Annotated in this window: 26 protein-coding genes; 9 read left to right on the forward strand and 17 right to left on the reverse strand. The window is 67.6% G+C overall.

What is annotated here, in order from left to right; genetic code table 11:
- Nucleotides 1-12: 12 nt before the first annotated feature.
- Together BLR75_RS07685 and BLR75_RS07690 are read left to right on the forward strand one after the other, a co-directional pair.
- Nucleotides 13-732, forward strand: a complete 720-nt coding sequence (locus BLR75_RS07685) for an endonuclease (protein ID WP_084311783.1) — start codon at nucleotides 13-15, stop codon at nucleotides 730-732.
- A gap of 102 nt (nucleotides 733-834) precedes the next feature.
- Nucleotides 835-1,341: a DUF1993 domain-containing protein gene (locus BLR75_RS07690; RefSeq protein WP_084311782.1), complete on the forward strand. Its 507-nt coding sequence runs from the start codon at nucleotides 835-837 to the stop codon at nucleotides 1,339-1,341.
- A gap of 20 nt (nucleotides 1,342-1,361) precedes the next feature.
- On the opposite strand, the gene BLR75_RS07695 is transcribed toward BLR75_RS07690, so the two are convergent.
- Complete coding sequence (locus BLR75_RS07695; protein ID WP_084311781.1) at nucleotides 1,362-1,835, reverse strand: Lrp/AsnC family transcriptional regulator; 474 nt, start codon at nucleotides 1,833-1,835, stop codon at nucleotides 1,362-1,364.
- A 131-nt stretch (nucleotides 1,836-1,966) separates the two neighbouring features.
- Here BLR75_RS07695 and BLR75_RS07700 point away from each other — a divergent pair, with 131 nt between their 5' ends.
- On the forward strand, nucleotides 1,967-2,311 hold the full coding sequence (locus tag BLR75_RS07700) for a hypothetical protein (protein WP_084311780.1): 345 nt from the start codon (nucleotides 1,967-1,969) through the stop codon (nucleotides 2,309-2,311).
- Nucleotides 2,312-2,410: 99 nt separating this feature from the next.
- Entirely contained in the window at nucleotides 2,411-3,406 is a 996-nt protein-coding gene (locus BLR75_RS07705; protein ID WP_084311779.1) for a bile acid:sodium symporter family protein, read from the forward strand.
- A gap of 19 nt (nucleotides 3,407-3,425) precedes the next feature.
- Here BLR75_RS07705 and gorA read toward each other — a convergent pair whose 3' ends face one another.
- Nucleotides 3,426-4,781 (reverse strand): glutathione-disulfide reductase, encoded by a 1,356-nt coding sequence (gene gorA / locus BLR75_RS07710; protein ID WP_084311778.1) that lies wholly within the window; start codon nucleotides 4,779-4,781, stop codon nucleotides 3,426-3,428.
- An 84-nt stretch (nucleotides 4,782-4,865) separates the two neighbouring features.
- Here gorA and BLR75_RS07715 point away from each other — a divergent pair, with 84 nt between their 5' ends.
- A complete protein-coding gene (locus BLR75_RS07715) occupies nucleotides 4,866-5,288 on the forward strand; it encodes a VOC family protein (protein WP_084311777.1) in 423 nt (140 codons plus the stop codon).
- Between the two features lie 118 nt (nucleotides 5,289-5,406).
- Here the strand turns inward: BLR75_RS07715 and ubiM are convergent, their stop codons facing one another.
- The 3 genes from ubiM to BLR75_RS07730 form a co-directional block, all read right to left on the reverse strand.
- The gene (gene ubiM, locus BLR75_RS07720; protein WP_084311776.1) at nucleotides 5,407-6,579 is read right to left on the reverse strand and encodes a 5-demethoxyubiquinol-8 5-hydroxylase UbiM; all 1,173 of its coding nucleotides are present in this window, start codon (nucleotides 6,577-6,579) and stop codon (nucleotides 5,407-5,409) included.
- 74 nt (nucleotides 6,580-6,653) lie between these two features.
- Nucleotides 6,654-7,772, reverse strand: coding sequence for a saccharopine dehydrogenase family protein (locus BLR75_RS07725; protein ID WP_084311775.1), 1,119 nt, complete (start codon nucleotides 7,770-7,772; stop codon nucleotides 6,654-6,656).
- Nucleotides 7,773-7,877: 105 nt separating this feature from the next.
- Nucleotides 7,878-8,999 carry an ATP-NAD kinase family protein gene (locus tag BLR75_RS07730; RefSeq protein WP_084311774.1) on the reverse strand — a complete coding sequence of 374 codons (1,122 nt, stop codon included), beginning with the start codon at nucleotides 8,997-8,999 and terminating at the stop codon, nucleotides 7,878-7,880.
- 199 nt (nucleotides 9,000-9,198) lie between these two features.
- Between BLR75_RS07730 and BLR75_RS26690 the strand changes: the two genes are divergently transcribed.
- Entirely contained in the window at nucleotides 9,199-9,375 is a 177-nt protein-coding gene (locus BLR75_RS26690; RefSeq protein ID WP_169720250.1) for a PA1571 family protein, read from the forward strand.
- Nucleotides 9,376-9,381: 6 nt separating this feature from the next.
- Here the strand turns inward: BLR75_RS26690 and pdxB are convergent, their stop codons facing one another.
- Entirely contained in the window at nucleotides 9,382-10,530 is a 1,149-nt protein-coding gene (gene pdxB / locus BLR75_RS07740; protein WP_084311773.1) for a 4-phosphoerythronate dehydrogenase PdxB, read from the reverse strand.
- A gap of 136 nt (nucleotides 10,531-10,666) precedes the next feature.
- On the opposite strand from pdxB, the gene BLR75_RS07745 reads away from it, so the two are divergent.
- Nucleotides 10,667-12,064 (forward strand): MATE family efflux transporter, encoded by a 1,398-nt coding sequence (locus BLR75_RS07745; RefSeq protein ID WP_084311772.1) that lies wholly within the window; start codon nucleotides 10,667-10,669, stop codon nucleotides 12,062-12,064.
- A gap of 169 nt (nucleotides 12,065-12,233) precedes the next feature.
- Here BLR75_RS07745 and rhtA read toward each other — a convergent pair whose 3' ends face one another.
- Nucleotides 12,234-13,118, reverse strand: a complete 885-nt coding sequence (rhtA, locus tag BLR75_RS07750; protein ID WP_084311771.1) for a threonine/homoserine exporter RhtA — start codon at nucleotides 13,116-13,118, stop codon at nucleotides 12,234-12,236.
- Between the two features lie 51 nt (nucleotides 13,119-13,169).
- Here rhtA and BLR75_RS07755 point away from each other — a divergent pair, with 51 nt between their 5' ends.
- Nucleotides 13,170-13,772: a helix-turn-helix domain-containing protein gene (locus BLR75_RS07755; RefSeq protein WP_090416026.1), complete on the forward strand. Its 603-nt coding sequence runs from the start codon at nucleotides 13,170-13,172 to the stop codon at nucleotides 13,770-13,772.
- Nucleotides 13,773-13,793: 21 nt separating this feature from the next.
- Here the strand turns inward: BLR75_RS07755 and BLR75_RS26850 are convergent, their stop codons facing one another.
- The gene (locus BLR75_RS26850) at nucleotides 13,794-14,273 is read right to left on the reverse strand and encodes a helix-turn-helix domain-containing protein (RefSeq protein WP_217633591.1); all 480 of its coding nucleotides are present in this window, start codon (nucleotides 14,271-14,273) and stop codon (nucleotides 13,794-13,796) included.
- Here BLR75_RS26850 and BLR75_RS07765 point away from each other — a divergent pair.
- Nucleotides 14,261-15,061, forward strand: coding sequence for a LysR substrate-binding domain-containing protein (locus tag BLR75_RS07765; RefSeq protein ID WP_217633592.1), 801 nt, complete (start codon nucleotides 14,261-14,263; stop codon nucleotides 15,059-15,061). The genes BLR75_RS26850 and BLR75_RS07765 overlap by 13 nt on opposite strands.
- A gap of 85 nt (nucleotides 15,062-15,146) precedes the next feature.
- Here the strand turns inward: BLR75_RS07765 and BLR75_RS07770 are convergent, their stop codons facing one another.
- The 9 genes from BLR75_RS07770 to BLR75_RS07810 all read right to left on the reverse strand — a co-directional run bounded on the left by BLR75_RS07770 (nucleotide 15,147) and on the right by BLR75_RS07810 (nucleotide 26,332).
- Nucleotides 15,147-16,715 carry a long-chain-fatty-acid--CoA ligase gene (locus BLR75_RS07770; RefSeq protein ID WP_084311769.1) on the reverse strand — a complete coding sequence of 523 codons (1,569 nt, stop codon included), beginning with the start codon at nucleotides 16,713-16,715 and terminating at the stop codon, nucleotides 15,147-15,149.
- Nucleotides 16,716-16,956: 241 nt separating this feature from the next.
- A complete protein-coding gene (locus BLR75_RS07775; RefSeq protein WP_084311768.1) occupies nucleotides 16,957-18,336 on the reverse strand; it encodes a DUF1329 domain-containing protein in 1,380 nt (459 codons plus the stop codon).
- 95 nt (nucleotides 18,337-18,431) lie between these two features.
- Entirely contained in the window at nucleotides 18,432-19,622 is a 1,191-nt protein-coding gene (locus BLR75_RS07780; protein WP_090416028.1) for a lipid-transfer protein, read from the reverse strand.
- Nucleotides 19,623-19,691: 69 nt separating this feature from the next.
- Nucleotides 19,692-21,458, reverse strand: coding sequence for a DUF1302 domain-containing protein (locus BLR75_RS07785; protein WP_084314373.1), 1,767 nt, complete (start codon nucleotides 21,456-21,458; stop codon nucleotides 19,692-19,694).
- A 122-nt stretch (nucleotides 21,459-21,580) separates the two neighbouring features.
- Entirely contained in the window at nucleotides 21,581-23,149 is a 1,569-nt protein-coding gene (locus tag BLR75_RS07790; RefSeq protein ID WP_084314374.1) for a long-chain-fatty-acid--CoA ligase, read from the reverse strand.
- A gap of 173 nt (nucleotides 23,150-23,322) precedes the next feature.
- Nucleotides 23,323-24,465, reverse strand: coding sequence for an acyl-CoA dehydrogenase family protein (locus BLR75_RS07795; protein ID WP_084314375.1), 1,143 nt, complete (start codon nucleotides 24,463-24,465; stop codon nucleotides 23,323-23,325).
- Between the two features lie 68 nt (nucleotides 24,466-24,533).
- Nucleotides 24,534-25,367, reverse strand: coding sequence for an SDR family NAD(P)-dependent oxidoreductase (locus tag BLR75_RS07800; protein ID WP_084314376.1), 834 nt, complete (start codon nucleotides 25,365-25,367; stop codon nucleotides 24,534-24,536).
- A 94-nt stretch (nucleotides 25,368-25,461) separates the two neighbouring features.
- Nucleotides 25,462-25,881, reverse strand: coding sequence for a MaoC family dehydratase (locus BLR75_RS07805; RefSeq protein WP_084314377.1), 420 nt, complete (start codon nucleotides 25,879-25,881; stop codon nucleotides 25,462-25,464).
- 10 nt (nucleotides 25,882-25,891) lie between these two features.
- Complete coding sequence (locus BLR75_RS07810; protein ID WP_084314378.1) at nucleotides 25,892-26,332, reverse strand: MaoC family dehydratase N-terminal domain-containing protein; 441 nt, start codon at nucleotides 26,330-26,332, stop codon at nucleotides 25,892-25,894.
- Between the last annotated feature and the right edge of the window lie 19 nt (nucleotides 26,333-26,351).

A 26,351-nucleotide genomic window follows, 5' to 3' on the forward strand; every position in this document is an offset into this window, starting at 1 on the left:
GAGCGAATTCTCATGACTAGTCGCTGCATCTCCCTGCTGCTGGTGCTCGCCCTGCTGCCGTTGGCCGCCTCCGCGGCACCGCCACGCACCTTCGAGGAAGCCAAGAAGATCGGGCGCAAGCTGTATGCCCGGCAATCGGTGGAGTTCTACTGTGGCTGTCGCTACAGCGGCAACAAGGTCGACCTCGCCAGCTGCGGCTACGTTCCGCGCAAGCAGCCGGCCCGGGCCAGGCGCATCGAATGGGAACACATAGTCCCGGCCTGGGTGATCGGCCATCAGCGCCAGTGCTGGCAGAACGGCGGCCGGGAGAACTGCTCGCGCCGCGACCGCACCTACCAGAAGGCCGAGGCCGACCTGCACAACCTGGTGCCGAGCATCGGCGAAGTGAACGGCGACCGCAGCAACTACGGCTTCGCCTGGCTGCCGCCGCAACCGAAACAATATGGCGCCTGCCCGATGGTGATCGACTTCGACGCGCAGAAGGCCATGCCGCGCCCGCAGATCCGCGGGATGATCGCGCGCACCTACTTCTACATGAGCGACCGCTACAAGCTGCGGCTGTCGAAGCAGGACCGCCAGCTGTTCAACGCCTGGAACCGCCAGTACCCGGTGCAGGACTGGGAACGCCAGCGCAACCTGATGGTGGGCTGCGTGATGGGCTGGGGGAATCCCTATGTCGGCGCGATCGACCTCAGCCGCTGCCCGGCGCAGAAGGTGGCCGGGCGCAACTGAGCCCGGCATTCGCGCCAGCGACGGCGCGCCGCCTTCGCACTAGACTCCAGCGGCACGGCCAGTTCATGGCCCTTTCCCCGTGTCACTGCCTGGAGTATCAGCATGTCCCTGTCGGTCTACGAAACTTCGGTCCCCGTGTTCATCCGCATGCTTGGCAACCTGTCGGCGATCCTCGCCAAGGCCGCCGCCCATGCCAAGGCGAAATCCATCGATCCCGCCGTCCTGGTCAACGCCCGCCTCGCCCCGGACATGCTGCCGCTGGCGCGCCAGGTGCAGATCGCCAGCGACAGCGCCAAGGGCTGCGCCGCGCGCCTGGCCGGCATCGACATCCCCGTCTACCCGGACGACGAGACTACCTTCGACGAATTGCAGGCGCGCATCGCCAGGACCATCAGGTTTCTCGAGGGGATCAAGGCGGAACAGCTCGACGGCAGCGAAACGCGCACCATCCAGCTGAAGCTGCGCAATCGCGAGGTGACCTTCAGCGGCCGCGACTTCCTGCTCGGCTTCGCCACGCCGAACTTCTATTTCCACGTCACCACGGCCTACGACATCCTCCGCCACAACGGCGTGGAGATAGGCAAGATGGATTATCTCGGCGGCGTCTGAGAGCCGGTCCGTGCCGGGGCTCAGCGCCCCGGCAGCGGCAGGCTGGTGGTGGACTTGATCTCCGACAGGGCGACGATGGAGTTGATCTCCTGGATGCCCGGCACCTGCGACAGCCGCTCGAAGAAGAAGCGTTCGTAGGCCTCGATGTCCTCGGTGACGATGCGCAGCATGAAGTCCACCGGCCCCATCAGCACGTGGCATTCCAGCACTTCCGGGAACTCGCGGATCGCCGCGGCGAAATCGGTGAGGTGGTTGCGGCCGTGGGTGTTCAGCTTGACCTGGGCGAATATCTGCGCGTTCAGCCCGACCTTCCTGCGATCCAGCAGGGTGACCTGCTTGCGGATCACGCCTTCCTCCTTCAGCCGCTGGATGCGCCGCCAGCACGGCGATTGCGACAGGCCGATGCGTTCGGCGATCTCGGCGGTGGAAAGCGTCGCCTCTTCCTGCAGCAGGGCGAGAATCCGCTGGTCATGGGCATCCAGTGTGACAGGCATATTTATTCTCTTGGCATAGAATCCATGCATTGATTATGCGCCGAATGTCTCTTACAGGGAAAATCGAGAACAGAAAAACCTCGGCGCCACCGCCACAATGGGCCTCCGTTCACCGCCACTCCGGACCGCCCATGAACCAGGCCCTGCGTACTCCCTTCACTCCTGCCGACAGCCAGCCGGTCGAACTCTTCGGCCTCCGCCCCGACGGCTGGACCCCGCGCCCCGAGGACGCCGGCCATAGCGCCCTGTTCGCCATCCGCGCGGAAGCCGAGGCCGATATCCTCTGCCGGCTGCTCAATCTCTTCGCCATCCAGGGCTACCTCCCGACGGAAATGCAGGCACGCGAGGAAGACGGCTGGATGCACGTGCACCTGCGCCTGCCGGCGCTGCCGCGGCATCGCGCCGAAGTGCTCGCCGCCCGCATGCGCGCCATGGTCACGGTGAGCGAGGTCGAGCTGGATTTCCGTCTGCACTGAAGACTGTCCGTTCAGCGATACAGGCTGGCTCTCTAGCGTTAGCCGGAAGGCGGCACGGGCGGCTAGAGTCGAGCCACTGACTTGCCTGCGAGAATCCCCATGGCCCGCCCACGCCTGCTCCCCGACAACTTCACCCTGGCCCTGATCGCCACCGTGGCCGCCGCCAGCCTGCTGCCCTGCACCGGGCAGGTGGCGGTCGTCTTCAGCTGGATCACCAACGCCGGCATCGCCCTGCTGTTCTTCCTGCACGGCGCCAAGCTGTCGCGGCAGGCGGTCATCGCCGGCGCCACCCACTGGCGCCTGCACCTGCTGGTGTTCTGCTGCACCTTCGTGCTCTTCCCGATCCTAGGCGTGCTGCTCAAGCCGCTGCTGTCGCCGCTGGTCACGCCGGAGCTGTACCTCGGCATGCTCTACCTCTGCGCCCTGCCGGCCACGGTGCAGTCCTCCATCGCCTTCACTTCGCTGGCGCGCGGCAACATCCCGGCGGCGGTATGCAGCGCTTCGGCTTCGAGCCTGATCGGGGTGTTCCTCACGCCGCTGCTGGTGCAATTGCTGATGGGCGTGCATGGCGATACCGGCATGTCGCCGCTCGACGCCATCGGCAAGATCGCCCTGCAACTGCTGGCGCCCTTCATCGCCGGACAGATGCTGCGCGGCTGGATCGGCGGCTGGGTGGAAAGGCACAAGCCGGTGCTGCGCTACGTCGACCAGGGCTCTATCCTGCTGGTGGTCTACACCGCCTTCAGCGCCGCGGTGGTCCAGGGGCTGTGGCGGCAGATTTCGCTGCCGGCGCTGGCCGGGCTGGTGATCGCCTGCTGCGTGCTGCTGGCCCTGGCGCTGCTCGCCACCAGCCTGCTGGGGCGGCGCCTGGGCTTCTCCCGGGAAGACCGAATCACCATCGTCTTCTGCGGTTCGAAGAAGAGCCTGGCCACCGGCGTACCGATGGCGCAGGTGCTGTTCGCCGGCGGCACCGTCGGCGTGATCCTGTTGCCGCTGATGCTGTTCCACCAGATCCAGCTGATGGTCTGCGCCGCGCTCGCCCAGCGCTATGCGCAGCGCCAGGAGGAACCAGCCGCCGCCCTCGGCGAAGGCTGAGCGGCCGGCATGGCGCCCGTCACTCGACGGGCGTGCGCAGGGTGACGAATTCCTCGGCGGCGGTCGGGTGGATGCCGATGGTTTCGTCGAAGACGCGCTTGGTCGCCCCCGCCTTCAGCGCCACGGCGATGCCCTGGAGGATTTCCCCCGCCTCCGGGCCGACCATGTGACAGCCGAGCACCTGGTCGGTGTCGGCATCGACCACCAGTTTCATCAGGGTCTTTTCCTGGCATTCGGTCAGGGTCAGCTTCATCGCGCGGAAGCGGCTGGCGAAGACCTTCAGCTTGTGCCCGGCGCTGCGCGCCTCATCCTCGGTCAGGCCGACGGTGCCGATGTTCGGCAGGCTGAACACGGCGGTGGGGATCAGCTTGTAGTCCAGCGGACGGTACTCGGCCGGGCGGAACAGATGCCGCGCCACCGCCATGCCTTCGGCCAGCGCCACCGGGGTCAGGGGCACCCGGCCGATCACGTCGCCGATGGCGCGGATCGATGGCTCGCTGGTGCGGTAGGCGTCGTCGACCTTGATGAAGCCCTTGTCGTCCAGTTCCACCGCGACGTTTTCCAGCCCCAGGTTGTCCAGCATCGGCCGGCGGCCGGTGGCATAGAACACGCAATCGGTCTCGAACACCCGGCCATCCTTGAGCGTCGCCACCAGGCTGCCGTCCGTCTCGCGCTCGATGCGGGCGATGTCGCTGTTGAACTGCAGGTCCACGCCCTTCCCGCCCAGTTCGTCGCGCAAGTGCTCGCGCACGCTGCGGTCGAAGCCGCGCAGGAACAGGTCGCGGCGATACAGCAGGGTGGTCTGCGCACCGAGGCCGTGGAAGATCGAGGCGAATTCCACGGCGATGTAGCCGCCGCCCACCACCAGCACCCGGCGCGGCAGCTGTTCGAGGAAGAACGCCTCGTTGGAGGTGATCGCGTGTTCCTTGCCGGGAATGTCGGGAATCTGCGGCCAGCCGCCGGTGGCGACGAGGATATTGGCCGCGCGGAAGCGCTGGCCGTCGACCTCCACCGTATGCGCGTCGCAGATGCGCGCATGGCCTTCCAGCAGGGTCACGCCGCTGTTCACCAGCAGGTTGCGGTAGATGCCGTTGAGGCGATGGATCTCGCGATTCTTGTTGGCGATCAGCGTGGGCCAGTCGAAGCTCGTCTCGCCGACGCTCCAGCCGAAACCGGCGGACTGTTCGAAGTCTTCGTGGAAATGCGCGCCGTAGACCAGCAGCTTCTTCGGTACGCAGCCCACGTTCACGCAGGTGCCGCCCAGGTAGCGGCTTTCCGCGACCGCCACGCGCGCGCCGAAACCGGCGGCGAAACGCGCAGCGCGCACGCCGCCGGAGCCGGCGCCAATCACGAACAGATCGAAATCGAAAGACATCATCGCTCTCCGTGTGCAAATTGCCGGCAGCATACCCTATCCGCACTGGCCTATCCTGCGAGGAAACCCCGTGGAGAAGCCGCCATGCGACCCACCCTCACCCACCTGGCCCTGCACGTCCCGGACCTGGATGCCTGCATCGCGTTCTACCAGCGCTTCTGCGGCATGCGGGTGATCCACCAGCGCGAAGGCAAGGGCTCGCGCATCGTCTGGATGGCCGAACCGGGCAAGGAGCACAGCTTCATCTTCGTCATCATGCCCGGCGGCGAGGCCCGCCACCTGGCGGCGGACGACTACAGCCACTTCGGTTTCGCCGTCGACAGCCACGCGGCCGTCGACGCCGTGGCAGCCATGGCCGCGGAGGATGGCTGCCTGATCTGGGCGCCGCGCCAGGAGCCCTATCCAGTCGGCTATTACTGTGGCGTTCGTGACCCTTGCGGTAATTACGTCGAGTTCAGCTACGGCCAGCCGTTGGGGCCGGGGTCGGAGGATATGCCGATTCCGTGACATTGCAGGAGCACGCCATACGTGGGAAATAACGCGGGCGCCTATCGTTCCCACGCTCCTGCGTGGGAACCATGAAATATGTCGCGGGCATGGCCCGCTCCTACGGCCGGGGAATGCCTCACGCGCCCTGGGTCAGATGCCGCGCGATGGCCCGGCGCAGCGGCGGCATGGCCTGGGCCAGGCGCAGCCCGGCGTTGCGCAGCAGGCGTGCCGGCGGGCTCGGCTGGTTGTACAGGCCGACGATGGCGCTGGTCGCCTGGTACAGCGGCCAGGTCGCCAGGCGGTGCGCCAGCGCATAGCGTTGCAGCGGCCAGGCCGAGCCGATGTCGCCGCCGCGGCGGTGCGTGGCCAGCAGCTCTTCCGCCAGCCGGCGCTGGCTCTGCAGGCCGAAGTTGAAGCCGTGGGCGGTGACCGGGTGCATGCCCACCGCGGCGTCGCCGATCAGGGCGCAGCGCGGACCGGCCATGCGTTCGGCGTAGACGCCGACCAGCGGGTAGGTATGTGGCTCGCCGACCAGGCACATGCCGCCCAGGCGATGCTCGAAGCGCCGTTCGATGTCCCGGGCGAAGGCTTCCTCGTCCATCTCCAGCAGCGGCGCCATCTCGCGCTGCGGCAGGGTCAGCACCACCGAAGAGCGATCGCCGTTGAGCGGCAGCAGCGCCAGGGTCTGGCCATAGCCGAACCATTCCCACGCCACCTGCCGGTGCGGCCGTTCGTGCGCCATGCGGCAGACCAGCATGGTCTTGCCGAAGTCCTGCATGCGCGCGCCGATGCCGAGCAGGCGGCGGGTTTCCGAGAAGCGGCTGTCGGCGGCCACCAGCAGGCGGGCATGCACTTCGCCGCCATCGGCGAGGGTCACGCGCATGCCGTCGGGCTGGGCGTGCAGCGCGGCGATCGCGGTTTCGCCCAGCAGGGTCACGTCGGGACAGTTTTCCACCACCGCGTAGGCGGCCCGGCGGATCGCCTGGTTCGACACCAGGTAGCCGAGCTGGCCGGCGCCGGCCATGCCCGCCTCGATGCGCAGGGCGAACAGCGACTGTCCGTTGAGCACCTGGGCATCGCGCAGCGGCGAAACATCCTCGGCGGCGATGCGCGACCACAGGCCCAGCGTGCGCAGCTGCGCCTGCGAGGCATGGGTCAGCGCGATCTCGCGGCCGTCTTCGGCAGGGTCCGCCAGAGCGGCGAGCGGCTGGCGGTCGATCAGCAGGATCGACAGACCATGCCCGGACAGCGCGCGGGCCAGGCAGAGTCCGGCCGGACCGGCGCCGACGATGGCAACGTCCACATTCATGGGGTGACTCCTTTCGCAGGGGGTGAGCGGTCCGCCAGTCTAGGTGGCGCGGCGGCGGCCGTTCTTGCGATGGATCAGATTTCCCGGGTCAGCTGACGCACCTGCAGGCCGTCCAGTTCGGCCAGGTAGTCGTCCAGGCCGAGCAGGCCGACGCAGGGCATCGCGCCGCGCCGGGCGAGCCTGCCGCTGGCCAGCTGGCGCGCCAGGGCGACGGCGACGCTGGCGGGAATGCTGGAGCCATGCCCGGCGCTGGCGAGCAGCTCCCAGCACAGCGCCAGCGGCCGGCCGTCGTCACCCTCGCCGTGCAGGCAGACGAACATTCCGCTGCGCCCGCTGCCCAGTGGCTGCAGCACCCGCGCCATGCGCTGCAGGCTGGCGCAGTACGGCGCGACGCTGCGCAGCAGGCCGCTGCGCACCAGCCAGGCGAGCGCCCAGGCACCCACCTGGGCCAGGCCGCTGCCCTGCCCGCTGGCGAACTGCACGTCGCGCACGCCGGCGTAGCGCTGCGGGAACAGCTCCAGATCGGGCGCATCGCACCAGGCCAGCCAGCGCCTGCCCAGCGGCGCGGCGAAGCGGTGGCGGCGCAGTCCCTGCCAGCCGTAGACCTCCTGCCACCGGCCCTGGCGCCACTGGCGCAGCGGCTTGCCGCAGCAGTCGAGCGCCTCGACCAGGGTGGCGAGCCCGGGAATCCTCGCCGACCAGCTGATGCCGTGGCTGATGCTGTCCAGGCGGGAGAAGCGCGGCAGCAGGTGATCCACCACCGCCGCGCTCAGCGCCGGCAGCGAGGCGGCGCCGGCGCATACCAGCACCCCGGCGCTACGCGCCAGGCGGTCCAGCTGGCCGATGTTGCAGACGAAGGCACGTGAGTCGGCGAGGTCGAGATAATGCGCGCGGGCTTCCACCGCCGCCCGCGCCACCCGGTAGTCCCGGTGCCGGACCGGGCCGGCGGCGCAGATCACCAGGTTCACCCGCAGCTCGGCGAGGCGGCCGGCCAGGGTCGGCTGGTTCATGTCCAGGCACACCGCCTCGCCGCCGGTTTCCCGCGCCAGGTCCTCCGCGCGCTTGCGGTCGCGGCCGGCGACCAGCACCTGGATGCCCTCGCAGGCGCCGAGGCGACGCACGATCAGGCTGCCGAAATTGCCGTAGCCGCCGAGCACCAGCACCCGGAATGCCGGACTGGATGATGCGGGCATCGCCTCTCCCCTCGTGCCGCCCCGGGCCGGGCGGACTTGCTGTTTGCACGAGGGAAGGAAGTCTAGAAGGTGATTCCCGTCATGCCAGGCGAAGCGCCGGACGGTTCAGAGATCGCGCCCCACCGGGTAGATCAGTTCTTCCTTGTAGCCGGCCCAGACGCGCACGGCGGCGGGGAATTCCGCGTCCAGCCGCGGATCGCCGCTGTCCACCAGCAACGGCCGGCCTTCCAGCGTGCCGAGCTTGCGCTTGGTGGCGACCACCCGCAGCCTCTCCAGGCCGATGGCGCGCAGCACGCGCGGGCTGATCTGCTGGTTGCCGCGGCCGATGATGTGGCCCTGGCCGCCGATGGCGGTGACCAGCAGGAACGCCGGATGGCCGTCGACCAGTTCCAACAGCTGCCGCTCGGTGACGTCGCGGGCGATCACCTGGCCGTTCTCGATCACGTCCACGCCGAGCAGCGTGGTCTCCAGCCCGAGCACCTGAGCCAGGCCGTGCAGCGTCGAGCCGGGGCCGAAGACGTAGCGCACGCCCTCCTCCCAGCTGTCCGCCAGCCAGTCGGCGAGATCGGCCAGCACCAGTTCCTCGGTCTCGACTCCGGCCTGCTTCACGTGCTGCATGAAGTGGCCTTCCTCGGGCACCGTCAGCTCGGCGTACCAGCGCGCCGCCAAACGCCCCTCGCGCAGCGCGGCCTCGTCGAGGTCGCGGACTTCGCCGTGGGTCAGGCGCACCAGGCCGCCCTCCACCAGGCGCCGCGCCAGTTCGCCAGCGGCGCGCGGGCTGATGGCGTAGACGCCGGAGTGGATCTTCACCCCCGCGGGAATCCCCAGCACCGGCTGGCCTTCCCGCGCCACGCCGGCCACGTCCCGCGCGGTGCCGTCGCCGCCGGCGAAGAGGATCAGCGCCACGCCGGCGTCCTGCAGCGCCTGCACCGCATGGCGGGTGTCCTCGGCGGTGCTCTGCGGGCCCTCGATCTGGCCGAGGACTTCGTGGCGGAAGCCCATGTCGCGCAGCAGGTCGGCGCCCATCGGGCCGGGGAAGGTCAGGAAGGCCAGGCGCTCGCGCAGGGGCAGCAGGCGCTCCAGGGCGGTCCGCGTGCGATCCGCCGCGTGCGGCTCGGCGCCGCGCGCCAGAGCCAGTTCGGCGACTCCGTCGCTGCCCTTGAGCGCGGTCGGGCCGCCAATACCGGCCAGCGGATTGATGATCAGCCCCAAGCGAAACCCGTCCATACTCATTTCAGCATCACCTCGTCCGGACCGGCCCAGCGCCGGGGCGGACACTATAACGACAAGCACCAACCGGGGACTTCGCGCATGGCACGCCATGCGCGGGGCTCCGGTTTTTTGCTTTGGAATACGCCCTGGCGCGTCACCGAGGCTTCATGCGATCTGTCTAGACTGCAAGCAACAGCCGATGAGGAACCTGGCCATGAGCACCCCGGAAACCCGCAAGACCGAGCCCAGCCCCGCACCGACTCCCGGCAACCCCCAGCAATCGGTCGGCGGCTCCATCATCGATGCCGAGGGGCATGAAATCCCCATCACCGAGGACATGATCCGGCGCGCGTGCAAGGAGCTGGATGAAAGCTGCGAAGACTCGGACTGAGGGCGTTCACTCCCCCACCCGGTTCGCCCCCAGCGCATCGACGATCCGCTGCAGCGCCGGCGCCTCGCCCTGCAGGTCGACCCACAGCCCGGTGATCTCGCGGCGCGGCGGGTAGTGCTTGCGCAGCGCGTCGAAGGCTTTCGCCCGTGTCGCGTCATCGCCGGCCAGGCTGCGGCGGAACGCGGCATCGTCGCCGCGCGGGTCGTACACCGCGCGGCACAGCAGCGCCAGCGCCCAGTCCGGGTCGCAGTCTTCCGACAGGCTCAGCCCCGCCAGCCACTGCGGCGGCAGCAGGTCGTCCAGGCGCACCGCCGGCGCCACGCCCTTCCAGGCGCAGAAGGCCTCGTGGATCTGCGCAGTGCCGCGAATCTTGCCGTCCAGGCTGTAGCCGGCGATGTGCGGCGTGGCGATCTGGCACAGATGCGCCAGGGCGACATCCACCTGCGGCTCGCCCTCCCACACGTCCAGCGCCACTTCCAGGTCGGCGCCGGCCTGCAGGTGTTCGCGCAGCGCCAGGTTGTCCACCACCGCGCCACGGCTGGCGTTGAGCAGCCAGGCGCCCGGCCGCAGCGAGCGCAGCCGCGCGGCGTCGAGCAGATGGCGGGTGGGATGCGCGCCGAGGCGGGTCAGCGGGGTATGCAGGCTGACCACGTCACACTTGCGCAGCAGCTCGTCCAGTTCGACGAAATCGCCATCCTCGGCGGCCTGCCGCGGCGGGTCGCAGACCAGCACCTTCCAGCCCAGCCCGCGCAGCACGTCCACCAGCCGCCCGCCGACCTGGCCGGCGCCGACCACGCCGTAGCTGCGCGAGGCGAGATCGACGCCCTGCAGCTCGGCCAGCACCAGCAGGCTGCCCAGCACCCAGTCCACCACGCCGCGCGCATTGCAGCCCGGCGCGCTGGCCCAGGCGATGCCGGCCCCGGCGAAATACTCCAGGTCCAGGTGGTCGGTGCCGATGGTGCAGGTGCCGACGAAGCGCACCTGGCTGCCTTCCAGCAGGGCGCGGTCGACGCGGGTCACCGAGCGCACCAGCAGCACTTCGGCGTCACCGATGGCGGCGCGGTCGATGCCACGGCCCGGCACGCGGCGGATTTCGCCGTGACCGCCGAAAAAGGCTTCGACCAGGGGAATGTTCTCATCGGCAAGAATACGCATTGGCTGACTCCGTTTTCCGAGACGCCCACTTTACCAGCGCCGCGATCGGTGGTCGCGGCCGGGATGCCCGGCCCTTCCTGACCACTCCGACAGGCTTTAGACTGGCGGGCTTTTTCCAGTACGCAGAAGGATCATCGTGACTGCCATCACCCAGCCCGTCTCCCGCAGACGGCGCGTCGCCATCGAGCTGAAGGAACTGCTCACCCTCGCCACGCCGATCATGATCGCCCAGTTGGCCACCACCGCCATGGGCTTCGTCGATGCGGTCATGGCCGGCCGCGTCGGCCCGCGCGACCTGGCTGCGGTGGCGCTGGGCAACTCGATCTGGATTCCGGTGTTCCTGCTGATGACCGGCACCCTGCTCGCCACCACCGCCAAGGTGGCGGAGCGCTACGGCGCCGGCGACCAGCCCGGCACCGGCCCGCTGGTGCGCCAGGCGCTGTGGCTGGCGCTGCTGGTCGGTCCGCTGGCGGCGGCGGCGCTGTGGTTCCTGTCGGAGCCGGTGCTGCGGGCGATGAAGGTCGAGGCAGCGCTGGTCGAGCCCACCCTCTTCTATCTGCGCGGCATCGCCTTCGGCCTGCCGGCGGTGGCGCTGTACCACGTGCTGCGCTGCTTCAGCGACGGCCTCGGCCGCACCCGTCCGAGCATGGTGCTGGGCATCTGCGGCCTGCTGCTGAACATCCCGCTGAACTACACGCTGATCTACGGCCACTTCGGCTTCCCGGCCCTGGGCGGGCCCGGCTGCGGCTGGGCCACCGGCACGGTGATGTGGTCGATGCTGCTGGGCATGCTGTTCTGGGTGAACCGGGCGCCGGTGTATCGCCCGAGCCGCCTGTTCGCCCGCTGGGAGCGCCCCGATACGGCGGTGATCCGCCGGCTGGTGGCGGTCGGCCTGCCGATCGGCATCGCCATCTTCGCCGAGTCGAGCATCTTCTCGGTGATCGCCCTGCTGATCGGCGAGCTGGGCGAGAAGATCGTCGCCGGCCACCAGATCGCCCTGAACGTCAGCGCCATGGTGTTCATGATTCCCTACTCCCTGGCTATGGCGATCACCGTGCGCGTCGGCCAGAACCTCGGCGCCGGTGCGCCGCGCAATGCGCGCTTCGTCGCCGGAGTCGGGATGTGCACGGCGCTGGGCTACGCCTGCCTGTCGGCCAGCGGCATCCTGCTGTTCCGCGAGCAGATCGCCAGCCTCTACACCGCCGACCCGCAGGTGATCGCGCTGGCCGCCTCGCTGATGGTGTTCTCCGCGCTGTTCCAGTTCTCCGATGGCCTGCAGGTCACCGCCGCCGGCGCCCTGCGCGGCTACCAGGACACCCGCGCGACCATGCTGATGACGCTGTTCGCCTACTGGGGCATCGGCCTGCCGGTGGGCTACAGCCTCGGCCTGGCCCACTGGCTGCACGAACCGACCGGTCCGCGCGGGCTGTGGCAGGGCCTGATCGTCGGCCTGACCTGCGCGGCGATCATGCTCGGCATCCGCCTGCAGCGCAGCGCGCGCCGACGTATCCGTATCCACGAACTCAACGTGTAGGGCGGAACGCAGGGGGTCAGCGAAACGTAGGGTGGATGGCGCTTTTCCATCCACCATCCTGGCTCCGGCACGCGGGAATGGTGGATCGATGGAGCGTGATCCACCCTACGTACTGAAACCGCTTCGGCGGGTTGCACCCGCCCTACGGTTCTGGCTCCTGCCCGGCCTTTCAATCCGGCGCCGGCACCGCTACCGGCTGGCTCGGCTGGCTGCTCAGGGTGGTGCCCGCCGAGGCGAAGATGATCGCGCCGATCGCCACCCACTGCATCGCGCTCAGCTGCTCGCCGAGGAACACCAGCCCGGAAATCGCGGCGAATGCCGGTTCGATGCTCATCAGGGTGCCGAAGGTGCGCGCCGGCAGGCGCGTCAGGGCGACCATTTCCAGGGTGTAGGGGAAGGCGCTGGAGAGTATCGCGACGCCCAGCAGCGCCGGCAGCAGTTCCGGCGCGAACATCGCGGTGCCGGCATGGGCGAAGCCGATCGGCACCACGCACAACGCAGCGATGGTCACGCCGAGCGCCGCGCCCTGGGCACCATGGTCGGCGCCGGCGCGCTGGCCGAAGAGGATGTACAGCGCCCAGCAGGCTCCCGCGCCGAGCGCCAGGGCGGCACCGAGCGGATCGATACTGGCGCCCATCGAGCCCAGCGGCAGCAGCAGCCAGAGACCGAACACCGCCAGGGCGATCCAGAGGAAATCGATCGGCCGCCGCGAGGAGAACAGCGCCACCGCCAGCGGCCCGGTGAATTCCAGCGCCACGCCGACGCCCAGCGGAATGGTGCGCAGGGCCATGTAGAACATCAGGTTCATGCCGCCCAGCGCCACGCCGTAGACGATCAGCGAACGCCACGCCTTCGGCTCGATGCGCTTGCGCCACGGGCGCAGCAGCGCCAGCAGGATCACCGCGGCGAACAGCAGGCGCATGGCCGTGGTGCCCTGCGCGCCGATGGCCGGGAAGATGCTCTTCGCCAGCGAGGCACCGCTCTGGATCGAGGCCATGGCGACCAGCAGCAGGCCGACCGGGAAAAGAATGGAAGCAACGTGGGAGCGAGGCATGACGGCAGACCGGGGCAGGTTGAAACGGGCAGCGAAAATTGGCTTACTCTGATGTGCAACATAATGCGCAAAATTCACAGAGTGAGCAATATATTGCCCAGCGATAACGAACGCCCCAGCGTCCTCGTCCACGTCTCGGATAATGTGCGAAACCTGCGCCGCGCCGCCGGCCTCAGCCAGGACGCGCTGGCGAAGGCTTCCAATGTCAGCCGGCGCATGCTGGTCGGCATCGAGAGCGGCGACGTCAACGTCAGCCTGAACACCCTCGACCGCATCGCCGCCGGCCTCGGCGTCGCCTTCGCCGACCTGATCCGACCACCGGCCACCGGCTACCTTGACCGCATCGACGAAGTCGCCTGGGCCGGTGCGCAAGCCGACAGCCGCGGCACCCTCCTCGCCAGCACCCCGGCGCACAAGCAGGCCGAACTCTGGCACTGGTCCCTCGCCCCCGGCGACCGCTACACCGCCGAGCCGGATGCCGAGGGCTGGTTCGACATGGTCTACGTCATCGAGGGCCGGCTGACCATCGAGCTGGCCGGGGAGACGCTGGAGGTGGGGAGCGGCGGCTTCCACGTGTTCCAGAGCAACCAGCCGTTCTCCTACCACAACGACGGCGATTGCCTGGTGCGCTTCGTGCGCAACGTGGTGAACTGAGGCGGGCCTGCCCGCAGTCGCTCAGGCCTGTTTGCCGGGGCGCTGGAGACGTCGCCAGTTGGCCGGGGACATCCCCGTCAGCCGGAGAAACACCCGGGAAAAGTGCGACTGGTCCGAGAAGCCGCATTCCAGGCTGATCTCCGACAGATAAAGCGTCGAGTTCAGCATCAGTTCCCTGGCTCTCTCGATGCGCATCCTCAGCAGCCAGTCATGGGGAGACATGCCCATGCTGCGCTTGAAGGCCCGGGTGAAATGGCTGCGCGACAGGGCGCATTCCCTGGCGAGGCGGTCGACCGACAGGCCATCGGCCAGACTGGTGGCGATCAGCTCCCTGACCCGCCGCAGCTGCCAGGCGGAAAGACCGCCGCCTCCGGACGCGGTGGCCGGCGCGCCATATCGCTCATCGAGATGGGTGGACAGGGCGAGCGTCAACTGGTCGATAAAGCGCCGGTCCAGTCCTTCCGGGCTGGCAAGCGCCGGCGCCGCCGATGTGCTGGGCATTTCGCAGCCGACGGTGTCGAAGGCGCATCACCAGGCTGGAACGGCGCCTCGGCACTCACCTGCTCCAGCGGACTTCGCGGCGGCTGGCCCTCACTCCCACCGGCGAGGCGGCGTGGGAGCGCGCCCAGCGCATCCTCGCCGAGGGCCGTGCCGCCGCGGAGGCGGAAGCCTCCTCCCATGCCACCACGCCCAGGGGCCGGGTGCGCATGACGGCGCCGATGTCGTTCGGGGTGAAATACCTCGCCCCGCTCATTCCGGACTTCCTGCGCCTGTACCCCGAGATAGACCTTCACCTGTCGCTCGACGACCAAGTGGTCGACATGGTGGCAGGCGGATTCGACGTCGCCCTGCGCATCGCCGAACTCCCCGACTCGTCCCTGCGCTCGCGCCGGCTCTGCGCCGTGCGGCGCCCGCTGGTGGTCACGCCGGACTACCTCGAACGGCACGGCCACCCCCGGCATCCGCGGGACCTGGAAAAGCACCCGTGCCTGATCTACACGAACCTGCCGACACCGGAGCTATGGAAGTTCCGCCATCCGGGCGAGGGCGAATGCGCAGTCCCGGTGCGGGGACGGATCAGCAGCAACAACGCGGACATCATCAGCCCGGCCGTGTTCGCCGGTCAGGGCCTGGCGCTGCAGCCGGAGTTCATCGTCTGGGATGCGTTGCAGAGCGGGGAACTGATCGATGCCCCGCCGGGCCCCTTGCGGCCGGCCCGCGTGACGGCCTTGCTGGACTACCTGGCCCAGCACCTGAGCAGCGCGCCCTGGGCGCGGACGGTGCCCTGATGATGACCTGCATCTGAGATAGCGCGATTCGCGCAAACCTCCAGCCAGACCACCTCCACGGCGCTGGCTGGAACTCCCCTCAGGCTCAGGCGACGCCGCGCTTGCGGCCTTCCCAGAACGGCTTGCGCAGGTCGGTCTTGAGTACCTTGCCGACGCTGGATAGCGGCAGGCTGTCGCGGAACTCCAGGCTGCGCGGGCACTTGTAGCCGGCGATGCGTTCGCGGCAGTGGGCGACGATCTCTTCGCTGCCGACGCTGGCCTCCGGCTTGAGCACGATCACCGCATGCACGGTCTCTCCCCACTTGTCGCAGGGAATGCCGATCACCGCGGCCTGCGCCACGGCCGGGTGGCTGGCGAGGGCGGTCTCGACCTCGGCGGAATAGATGTTCTCGCCGCCGCTGACGATCATGTCCTTGATCCGGTCGCAGACGTAGACGAAACCGTCCTCGTCCATGTAGCCGCCGTCGCCGGTGTGCATCCAGCCGCCCCGCAGCGCCTCGGCGGTGGCTTCCGGCTTGTTCCAGTAGCCCATCATCATGTTCGGTCCGCGCACCACGATCTCGCCGACGGTGCCGCGCGGCACCTCGTTGTCCTCGGGATCGACGATGCGCACTTCCACGCAGACCGCCGGCAGGCCGGCCGAGTACATCCTGCCGCTGGCCTGGCATTCGGCGCTGTGATGCTCCGGCAGCAGCGTGCTGGCCAGCGGCGCCAGTTCGGTCATGCCGTAGCCCTGGGCGAAGCCGGCGGAGGTGAACACGCGGCGGGCGCGGTCGAGCAGCGCCGGGGTGATCGGCGAGGCGCCATAGCCGATGCGCTCCAGCGAACCGAGGTCGAGCTTCTGCAATTCCGGGTCGGCGTCGCGCGCATCCAGCAGCATCTGGATCATGGTCGGCGCCATGAGGAGCTCGCTGATGCGTTCGCTGGCGATGGTCTGCAGTACCTGCTTCGGCACGAAGGACGACTGCACCACGTGCGTCCCCCCGGTCATGAACAGTGCGGTCATGGCCGAGAAGTCGGCCAGGTGGAACATCGGCATCACGTGCAGATAGCGGGTGTGGGCCTGGCAGCTCGCCGAGTTCACCACTCCCAGGGATGAGAACGCGAGGTTGCTGTGGCTGAGCATCACGCCCTTGGGGAAGCCGGTGGTGCCGCCGGTGTAGAAGATGCCGAGCAGCGAATCGCCGCCACGGCGGGCGTCTTCCACGGGCTCGCTGCCTTCGATCAGCGCCTCGTAGCCGAGCATGCCTTCGGGAGTTTCGCCGTCGCCGGCATGGATCACCGTGCGGATGGTCTTCGCATCGGCGGCAATGCGCGCGCCGAGCTCCTTGAAGGCGTCATCGACGATCAGGACGGTGGTATCCGAATCGTCCAGGGAATAGATGATCTCCGCGGCGCTCCAGCGGATGTTCACCGGGTTGAGCACCGCATCGGCCCAGGGCACGGCCTGGTAGTACTCGATATAGCGCTGGGAATTGAGGGAAAGCATGGCCACGCGGTCGCCGCTGGCCACGCCCAGCTTCTTCAGCGCTCCGGCCAGGCGGGCGACGCGCTCGCCGAACTCGGCGTAGGTCACGCTGCGGCCGTTGATGCGTATGGCGGTGGCATTCGGGCGCCGCTGCAGGTGGCGGTGCAGGCCTTGGGTGATGTACATCGAAAATCCTGTCCTCTGTTGTTCTTGTTGCAACTCGAAGGGACGGGGCACTTCACCGAGGCGGACCACGCAAGGAACGATCCGCTTCAGCCCCCTCCCGACGTGGAATGGCAGGCAGCAGGCACCCATGGCGCTGTCACCGGCCATTCGATTCCTGTGGTATCTGTACAAGACCTCGACCCGCAACCGCCCGCGGCTTCTGGCACGCGGGCGGTTGCGGAGAGTCGGGAAGGAACGCGGATCAGCGGATGCCGGCGTTGCGCAGTGCGGTCGGGGTGAAGTCGTTCTTCATGGTGAACTTCTGGTCCCACTGCACACCATGCTTGGCCTCGTTGGTCAGGCCACCGACGAAGTAGCGGCCGGCGATCACATCGTAGAGTGTCTGGGCGGCGTAGTACGGCAGGCGTTTCTCGTAGTTCTGCACCTGGAAGCCTTCGCCCACGCGCCACAGCTGGCCACGGCCGTCGTACTGGGCGGTTTCGGCGATGCCCCAGGTGTCCTCGTCGAGGAACAGGGTGCGCTTGCTGTAGATATGGCGCTGGCCGGGCTTGAGGGTGCCTTCCACTTCCCACACGCGATGCAGCTCGTAGCGGGTCAGGTCCTGGTTGATGTGGCCGGGCTCGATGATGTCGTCGTACTTCAGGTTCGACGACCACAGCTTGTAGCTGTTGTACGGAATGTACATCTCGCGCTTGCCGACCAGTTTCCAGGTGTAGCGGTCCGGGGCGCCGGAGAACATGTCGTTGTCATCCGATACGCGCATGCCGTCGGCGGCGTTGGCCGGGCCGTCGTAGGCCACCTGCGGGGCGCGGCGCACGCGGCGCTGGCCGGCGTTGTAGGCCCAGGCCATGCGCGGTTCCTTGATCTGGTCGAGGGTCTCGTGAACCATCAGCACGCCGCCGGCCAGGCGCGCCGGGGCGACGGTCACCTGCTTGATGTAGAGCAGGATGTTCGCGTTCGCGATCGGATCGACATCGGCCAACTGGTCCGGGAAGGCGGCGGTTTCCTCGAACTGGACGATGGTGAAGTTGCCGTTGGTCTGCGGCACGGCCTGGGCGACGATCCGCGAGAAGTTGGTGCCCTTGTAGCGGGTCAGGTGGTTCCACAGTACCTCGTTGCCGGTCTTCGGAATCGGGAAGGCGTAGTTGCGCGACTTCTCGAAGTTGGCCAGGCCGTCGCCGTCGTTCACCGTCACGGTGTTCAGCGCACTGACCTTGGCGCGGTCGTAGACGGCTTGCGGCAGAGCGGCGCTGCGGCGGCTGGGGTAGACCGGAATCCTGTAGCTGTCCGGATAGCGCTTGAACATCGCCAGTTGGCCAGGGCTCAGCTTGTCCTTGTACTGGTCGACGTTGGCTGCGGTGATGGTGAACAGCGGCTTGTCGCTGGCATAGGGATCACCGAGGAAGCCCTTGGCGTCCACCGGGGCCGCGCCCGGCTGCAGGCCACCCGCCCAGGCGGGAATGCTGCCATCGGCGTTACCGGCCTTTTCCGCACCCACCGGAGTCAGGGTGGTGCCCAGCTTGGCAGCCTCATCGGGAGAGACGGCAGCCATGACACTGGAAGCCAACAGGGAGAGCGCCAGGGCGCCGGTTTTCAGCATTGTGATTGTTCTATTGCTCATCTGTTTCACCTACACATCATTGGGTTCAAGCAAGGCCATCCCTGGCCAGGCACGAACCACTCGGGAGTGGCCCGCGCCGGATTCACGCCAATCGATCAGCCACGACCGTACAGGGTGACGACGCAGGCGCCGCCCAGGCCGAGGTTGTGCTGCAGGGCGAGGTTCACGCCTTCCACCTGGGTGGCTTCGGCGCTGCCGCGGATCTGACGGGTCAGCTCGTAGCACTGCGCCAGGCCGGTGGCGCCCAGCGGATGGCCCTTGGAGAGCAGGCCGCCGGACGGGTTGGTGACGACCTGGCCGCCGTAGGTGTTGTCGCCGTCGAGGACGAACTTCTCGGCGCCGCCCACCGGGCACAGGCCCAGGGATTCATAGGTCAGCAGTTCGTTGTGGGCGAAGCAGTCGTGCATCTCGGCGACGCGGATGTCGCGCGGATCGACGCCGGCCTTCTCGTAGACCGCCTTGCCGGCACGCAGCGCCATGTCGAAGCCGACCACTTCGATCATCGAGCGGGACTCGAAGGCAGCCGGGGAATCGGTAGTCATGGCCTGGGCCAGGATCACCACGTCGGTGCGCAGGCCGTGCTTCCTGGCGAAAGCCTCCGAGCAGATGATCGCGGCAGCCGCGCCACAGGTCGGCGGGCAGGCCATCAGGCGGGTCATCACGCCCGGCCAGATCACCTGGTCGTTCATCACGTCCTCGGTGGTGACGACCTTGCGGAACATCGCCAGCGGGTTGTTGGCGGCGTGGCGGCTGGCCTTGGCGCGGATCGCGGCGAAGGTGGACATCTGGGTGCCGTACTTCTGCATGTGCTCGCGGCCGGCGCCACCGAACATCTGCAGCGCGCCCGGAATGCCGGCGACGTCGGCGCACAGCTCGTCGATGATGCCCTGGGTCATGTGAGTGGTGGCACGCGGGCGGTCATCCCAGTGGCCTTTCAGGGCGCCGGGCTGCATCTGCTCGAAGCCGACGGCCAGGGCGCAGTCCACGGCACCGCTTTCCACGGCCTGACGGGCCAGCCACAGCGCGCTGGAGCCGGTGGCGCAGTTGTTGTTGACGTTGACCACCGGGATGCCGGACATGCCGACTTCATACAGGGCCGCCTGGCCGCAGGTGGAGTCGCCGTAGACGTAGCCGGCATAGGCCTGCTGCACGAGGTTGTAGTCCAGGCCGGCATCCTTCAGGGCCAGGCGGATGGCCTCGGCGCCCATCTCGATGTAGGTGCCGCTGGTGCCCGGCTTGACGAACTTGATCATGCCGACGCCGGCAACGTAGGGTTTCTGGGACATGTTTTTTCTCCAGTGGATTGTCATTGTCCGAGTGGCTGCCCCGTCGATTGCGGCGCGGCAGCCAGTCGGTCAGAAGTTCACGCCAAAGCTGAGGGCGACGAAGTCGCGATCGCCGTTGGTGCTGAAGTCGCCGCCGAAGAAATCGGTGTAACTCAGGCTGGCGGTGTAGGTAGTCAGGTAATCCGCATCGACGCCGATGCTGACCGCCTTGCTGCCTTCGTCGAAGTTCGGGCCATAGCCATCCACGTCATGGGACCAGGCCAGGGTCGGCGACAGGTTGATGCCGGCGAAGACGTTGCTGTAGTCCAGCTTGGCGCGAGCGCGATAGCCCCAGGAATCGGTGGTGTAGAAGCCATGCGGACTGCACTGGGCGTTGGTGGTCGGGCTCGGTGCGCAACCGTTGCCCGGACCCGCGCCGAAGACCGGGCTGCGGCCGAAGCGCAGGTCGCTGCCGTCGGTGTCGCCCAGGCCATTGATGCGGTTGTAGCCCACCTCGCCCACCAGGGTCAGGCGGTCGGCGCCCCAGACCTGATCGAAGAACTGGGTCGCGGTCATCTGCGCCTGCAGTACCGGCATGCGCTTGTAGGCGGTCATTTCCTGGCCCGGCTCGAAGGTCTCGAAACCGGTGGTGATCAGCGGCGTGGTGCGACCCAGCGCGGCGCCGAGGAAGTCCGGCGAGGACAGCTGCAGCGGCTGGTTCGGCCGGTAGCTGATCTCGCCGCCCAGCGAGGCACCGCCGACGTTGGTCTGGAAGCTCAGGCCGTAGAGGCGGATGTCCTCGGGGTAGTCGATGAAGTAGCGGGTGTTGTTGACCGTATTGAAGGCTGCGGGACCCGGTCCGTTCCGACCAGTGCTGGCCAGGGTGTTAATGAACGGGTTGCGGCTGTGGTAGTTCATGTAATAGGCGCCGAACTCGGTATCGTTCAGCTCCGGCACGAACCAGCGCAGGGCCACGCCGAACTGGCCGCTGTCGCGGGCGTCGTCATCCTTGATGCGATGGATGTAGGCGCTCTGCACGCCGGCGCGCGGATCGTCCGGCGCGAAGTCGGGGCCGGCCGCGATCAGGCGGTCGTTGCAGCCCTGGGCCACGCCATCGACGCCGAAGAAGGTTCCGCAGTTGTCGACGATGGTCTTCTCCCACTCCAGCTGGTAGAAGGCCTCGGCGGTGAGGTTCTCGCTCAGCCCCTGGGAGAGATAGAACAGGTTGACCGGAATCAGGCCTTCCTTCACCTCGGAGCCCGGACGGCGCAGCGCGGCGACGTCCACCGGGTTGATCGAGTTGATCGAGTTGCCGATGAAGGTGCTCTCGCCCCAGCTCACCACCTGCTTGCCCAGGCGCACGTTGCCGGGCAGCTCGCCGAGGCTGTAGTTGTAGTAGACGAAGCTGTCGAGGAAGATCGCCCCGGACGATTTCGCCGCGCGGTCGCGGCCGCTGTCGTCGATGTCGTAGAACAGCCGGTGCTCGTCCTTCAGCTCGAAGTCGTACCAGTACTTGCCGCGGATGAAGGCGCCGCCGTCGCCGTACTTCAGCTCCAGGTCGTGGATGCCCTTGAAGATCTTCGAGAAGGTCTCGCCCTTCTTGAAGTTCAGGCGCCCGTCATCGAGGGTGCCGGTACCCGACTCCCCGCGCTTGCCCAGCACGTTGTTCGGGTAGATGAAGTCCGGATCGGCGCCGCGCACGGCCCAGCTGGCGCCGACCGACAGGGACGAATCGAAGCGACCCTCGATCTCGCCGATATTGAATTCGATCGCGCCGGCCTGGGCGGCGACGCCCATGGCCACGGCGGCGGCCAACAGCTGCGGCTGGAAAGCGGCGCGCATTGTTGTTCTTGTCATGCGAATCTCCACTGCAATTGCGTTACTTCGACTTCAACCCCGCAAGGCGCCGCGCTGGCGGACGCCCGATGGGAAATTCAGGAACCGGCGGGCCGCTCCATGCCCGGAGCGGCCAACGCGGCTCAGGCAATGCCGCGCTTGCGCCCTTCCCAGAACGGCTTGCGCAGGTCGGTCTTGAGCACCTTGCCGACGCTGGACAGCGGCAGGCTGTCGCGGAACTCCAGGCTGCGCGGGCACTTGTAGCCGGCGATGCGTTCGCGGCAGTGGGCGACGATTTCTTCCTGGGTGGCGCTCGTGCCGGGCTTGAGGACGATCACCGCATGCACGGTCTCGCCCCACTTGTCGCTGGGGATGCCGATCACCGCGCTCTGCGCCACGGCCGGGTGGCTGGCGAGGGCGGTCTCGACCTCGGCGGAATAGATGTTCTCGCCACCGGAAACGATCATGTCCTTGATGCGGTCGCAGACGTAGAGGAAGCCGTCCTCGTCCATGTAGCCGCCATCGCCGGTATGCATCCAGCCGCCACGCAGCGCCTCGGCGGTGGCTTCCGGCTTGTTCCAGTAGCCGAGCATCACGCTCGGGCCGCGCACCACGATCTCGCCGACGGTGCGCCGCGGCACCTCGTTGTCGTTCTCGTCGACGATGCGCACTTCCACATGGCTGTAGGGCTTGCCGGCGGAATACATCTTGCCGGTCTTCTGGTGCTCGGCGGTGTGGTACTCGGCGGTCAGCTGGGTGGCGCCGGGCGACAGCTCGGTCATGCCATAGCCCTGGGCGAAGCCGGCCGAGGGGAACATCTCGCGGGCGCGGTCCAGCAGCGCCGGAGTGATCGGCGACGCGCCATAGCCGATGCGCAGAATGGAGCCAAGGTCGTATTCCTTCGCTTCGGGATTCGCATCGCGGTAGTCCAGCAGCATCTGGATCATGGTCGGCGCGAGAAGGATCTCGTTGATCTTCTCCTTGTGCACCGCTTCCAGCAGCGCCCTGGGCGTATAGGCCGGCAGGACCACGTGGGTGCCGCCGCTGCTGAACAGCGACACCATGGCGGCGAAGCCGGCCAGATGGAACATCGGCATGGAGTGCAGGAAGATCGTTCCGGCAACGCAACGCCCCATCACCTGCGATGCCAGGGAGTTGAAGCACACGCCGTTGTGGCTGAGCATCACGCCCTTGGGGAAGCCGGTGGTGCCGCCGGTGTAGAAGATGCCGAGCAGCGAATCGCCGCCACGGCGGGCGTCTTCGACCGGCTCGTTCTCTGCGATCAGCGCTTCGTAGGAAAGCATGCCTTCCGGCGCTTCCCCGTCGCCGGCGTAGATCAGGGTCCGCACGGTCTTCGCCTCGGCGAGGATCTGTTCGCCCAGGTGCTTGTAGTTGTCATCGACCAGCAGCAGCGTGGTTCCGGAGTCGTCCAGCGAGTAGACGATCTCCGCCAGGCTCCAGCGGTAGTTCACCGGGTTGACCACCGCATCGGCCCAGGGCACCGCCAGGTAGTACTCGATGTAGCGCAGCGAGTTGGCCGAAAGCATGGCCACGCGGTCACCGCTGGCGATCCCCAGCTTCTTCAGTGCGCCGGCCAGGCGGGCGACGCGATCGCCGAACTCGGCGTAGGTGATGCCGCGGTCCAGGTAACGGATGGCCGTGGCATGCGGTCGCTGCTGAAGGTGGCGGTGCAAACCCTGGGTGATGTACATGCGAAACTCCAATTCTTGTTGCTTTGTCAGGCGTTGTATCGCGATAGCGCCTCGTCGACGCTCGGTTGCTGACTCCCTGTCGGCGCGCGTGCTCGGGCGCCATCAGGCAGTCGGAAATGGGTAACCCTCCATGGCATTGCGCGGCCACCCGGTCATGGATGGCCGCGCAGGCATTACAGGGAGCGGGCGACGACCTCGCGCTGGATCTCGTTGGATCCGCCATAGATGCGCGCCACGCGGGCATCGGCCCACATGCGGCCGATCGGGTACTCGTTCATGTAGCCGTAGCCGCCGAACAGCTGCAGGCACTTGTCGAGCACTTCGCCCTGGCGCTCGGTCAGCCAGAACTTGCCCATCGACGCCAGGGTGGTGTCGAGGGTGCCGTCGATCCAGCGCGAGATGATCAGGTCGACGAAGGTCTTCGACGCCTGCACCGTGGCCTTCACGTCGGCCAGCACGAAGCGGCTGTTCTGGAAGTCGATCACCGGCTTGCCGAAGACCTTGCGGTCTTTGGTGTACTCGATGGACAGGCGCAGCGCGCGCTCCATCACCGCCACCGCGCCGACGCCGATCTGCGCGCGCTCGAACGCCAGCTGGCGCATCAGGGTGTAGAAGCCCTTGCCTTCCGCGCCGCCGAGCAGGCAGTTCTCGGGGACTTCGACGTCGTCGAAGAACATTTCCGAGGTGTCCTGGGCGTGCATGCCGACCTTCGACAGCAGCTTGCCGCGGCGGAAGCCCGGGGTCCGGGTGTCGACCATGAACAGCGAAACGCCCTTGGCGCCTTCGCCGGCATCGGTCTTGGCCACCACCAGCACCATGTCGCAGGTCTGGCCGTTGGAGATGAAGGTCTTGGCGCCGTTGATGACGTACCTGTCGCCCTTCTTCACCGCGCGGGTGCGTACCGACTGCAGGTCGGAACCGGCGCCCGGCTCGGTCATGGCGATGGCGCAGATGCACTCGCCGGAACCGACCTTCGGCAGCCAGAACTTCTTCTGCTCCTCGGTGCCGTCATCGAGGATGTACTTGGCGACGATGTGGCTGAGGCCGGTGCCCAGTCCGCCACCGTTGCCGGCGAACACCTGGCTGGCGCAGACGTAGTGGCCGATATGGCCGCCGGCGCCGCCGTACTCCTCGGGGAAGTCGGGCAGGATCAGGCCCAGCTCGCCGGCCTTGAGCCAGACTTCGCGATCGGCGTAGTGCTGCTCGCGCCACTTCAGTTCGTTCGGCTCGATGTATTCCCTGGCGAAGCGCTCGACCATGTCCTTGAACTGTTCGAGATCCTCGTCCATCCAGGGGGAGCGGTAGTTGTCCAGCATTGCGGTTACCTCGGATTCTTGGGAGTTCCCTGTCGCAGGGCGGGTGCAACCCGCCCTGCGCGCAGCGTTTAGAAGTTGCTGCCCGGGCCGCCGCCGCAGTACAGGGTCTGGCCGGACAGGTAGTCGGACTCCGGCAGGCACATCATCACCACCGCGCCGGCAGCCTCCTCCGGCTTGCCCGGACGGCCCAGCGGGATGGCGCGGCTGGCGCCGTCGACCATGGCCTGCTGGATGCCGACCTTGATCTCGCGGCCCTCGATGTTGACGGTCTTGCTGTCTTCGCCAGCCAGCGCCTGGGTCAGGCGGGTCTCGATGAAACCGAAGGCGACGGCGTTGACGTTGACCTTCAGGCGGCCCCACTCCTTCGCCAGGGTCTTGGTCATGCCGAGGATGCCGGCCTTGGCCGAGGAGTAGTTGGTCTGGCCCGCGTTGCCGCCGGCGGCGCCGGAGGAGATGTTGACGATCTTGCGGAACACTTCCCTGCCTTCAGCGGCCTCTTTCTTGGCAGCGGCGCTGATGACCGGCTGGGCGGCGCGGAGGATGCGGAACGGCGCGGTCAGGTGGCAGTCGATGATCGCGTACCACTGCTCGTCGGTCATCTTCTGGATGACGTTGTCCCAGGTGTAGCCGGCGTTGTTGATGATGATGTCGATGCCACCGAAGTTCTTCACCGCAGTGGCGACGAAACGGTCGGCGAAATCGGGAGCGGTCACGCTGCCCACGCAGGCGACGGCTTCGCCACCGGCGGCACGGATGGTGCCTACGACTTCCTCGGCCGGAGCGGCGTCGAGGTCGTTCACGACCACCTTGGCGCCATAGGCGGCCAGTTGCAGGGCGACCTCACGGCCGATGCCACGGCCGGAACCGGTGACCAGGGCAACTTTGCCTTCGAGCTTCTTCATTGTTCTGTTCCTGTGATTTTTTCTTGTAGGGCGGGTGCAACCCGCCAGAACCGAATGGACAAGTGGCGGGCTTCACCCGCCCTACGACTCAGACTCAGGCCAGGGCGACCACGGCTTCGCCGACGAGCTTCTCCTCGCCGTACTGGTTGCCGCAGCGGATGGCGACACGAACGCGCTTCTCGCCGTCCGCTTCGAACTTCTCGGTGATGATGCCGGTGCAGGTCGGCACGTGGCCGAGCTGGATGATGCCGGTGAAGCGCACGGAGTAGCTGCGCAGCTGCGACTGCGGAACCCAGTTGGTCAGCAGGCGGCCGAGGTAGGCGGCGGAGAGCATGCCGTGGGCGAACACGTCCGGGCAGCGCGCCTTGCGGGCGAAGTCGATGTCGATGTGGATCGGGTTGTGGTCGCCCGAGGCGCCGCAGTACAGGGCCAGGGTGGTGCGGTTGATGGCCGGCAGCTTCAGCTCGGGAATCTGCTCGCCAACGTTGACGTCGTTGAATTTCGGGGCGGTCATGGCGTTCTCCTTAGCGGTGTACCAGCGAGTTGCGTACGTCGGCGATGTGCTCGCCGTCCTGGTTGGTCACACGGCTTTCCTGGACCACGAACTGCAGGGCGCCGCCCTTCTTCTCGTACACATCGGAGATGCGGGTCTCGAAGGTCAGCACGTCACCGGCGTAGGCCATCCTGTGGTAGGTGAAGGACTGCTCGGCGTGCAGGATGCGGCCGAGATCCCAGCCCAGCAGCTTCATCAGGCCGCCGATGTCGCCACGGATCTCGCTCATCAGCGGCATCAGCATGGTCGGCGGAACCGGCAGGCTCTTGTGGCCGGCGTCCTTGGCTACCGCCAGGTCGGTGTAGACCGGATCGGTCTCGCCGATGGCCTTGGCGAAGAAGCGCAGCTTGCCTTTTTCCACTTCGACGGAGCCTTGCGCCGTCACATGTCCGATCAGACTCTTGTCTGCCATTTTTCATGACTCCTGTTGT

It is taken from the genome of Pseudomonas jinjuensis (assembly GCF_900103845.1).
Classification (GTDB): domain Bacteria; phylum Pseudomonadota; class Gammaproteobacteria; order Pseudomonadales; family Pseudomonadaceae; genus Pseudomonas; species Pseudomonas jinjuensis.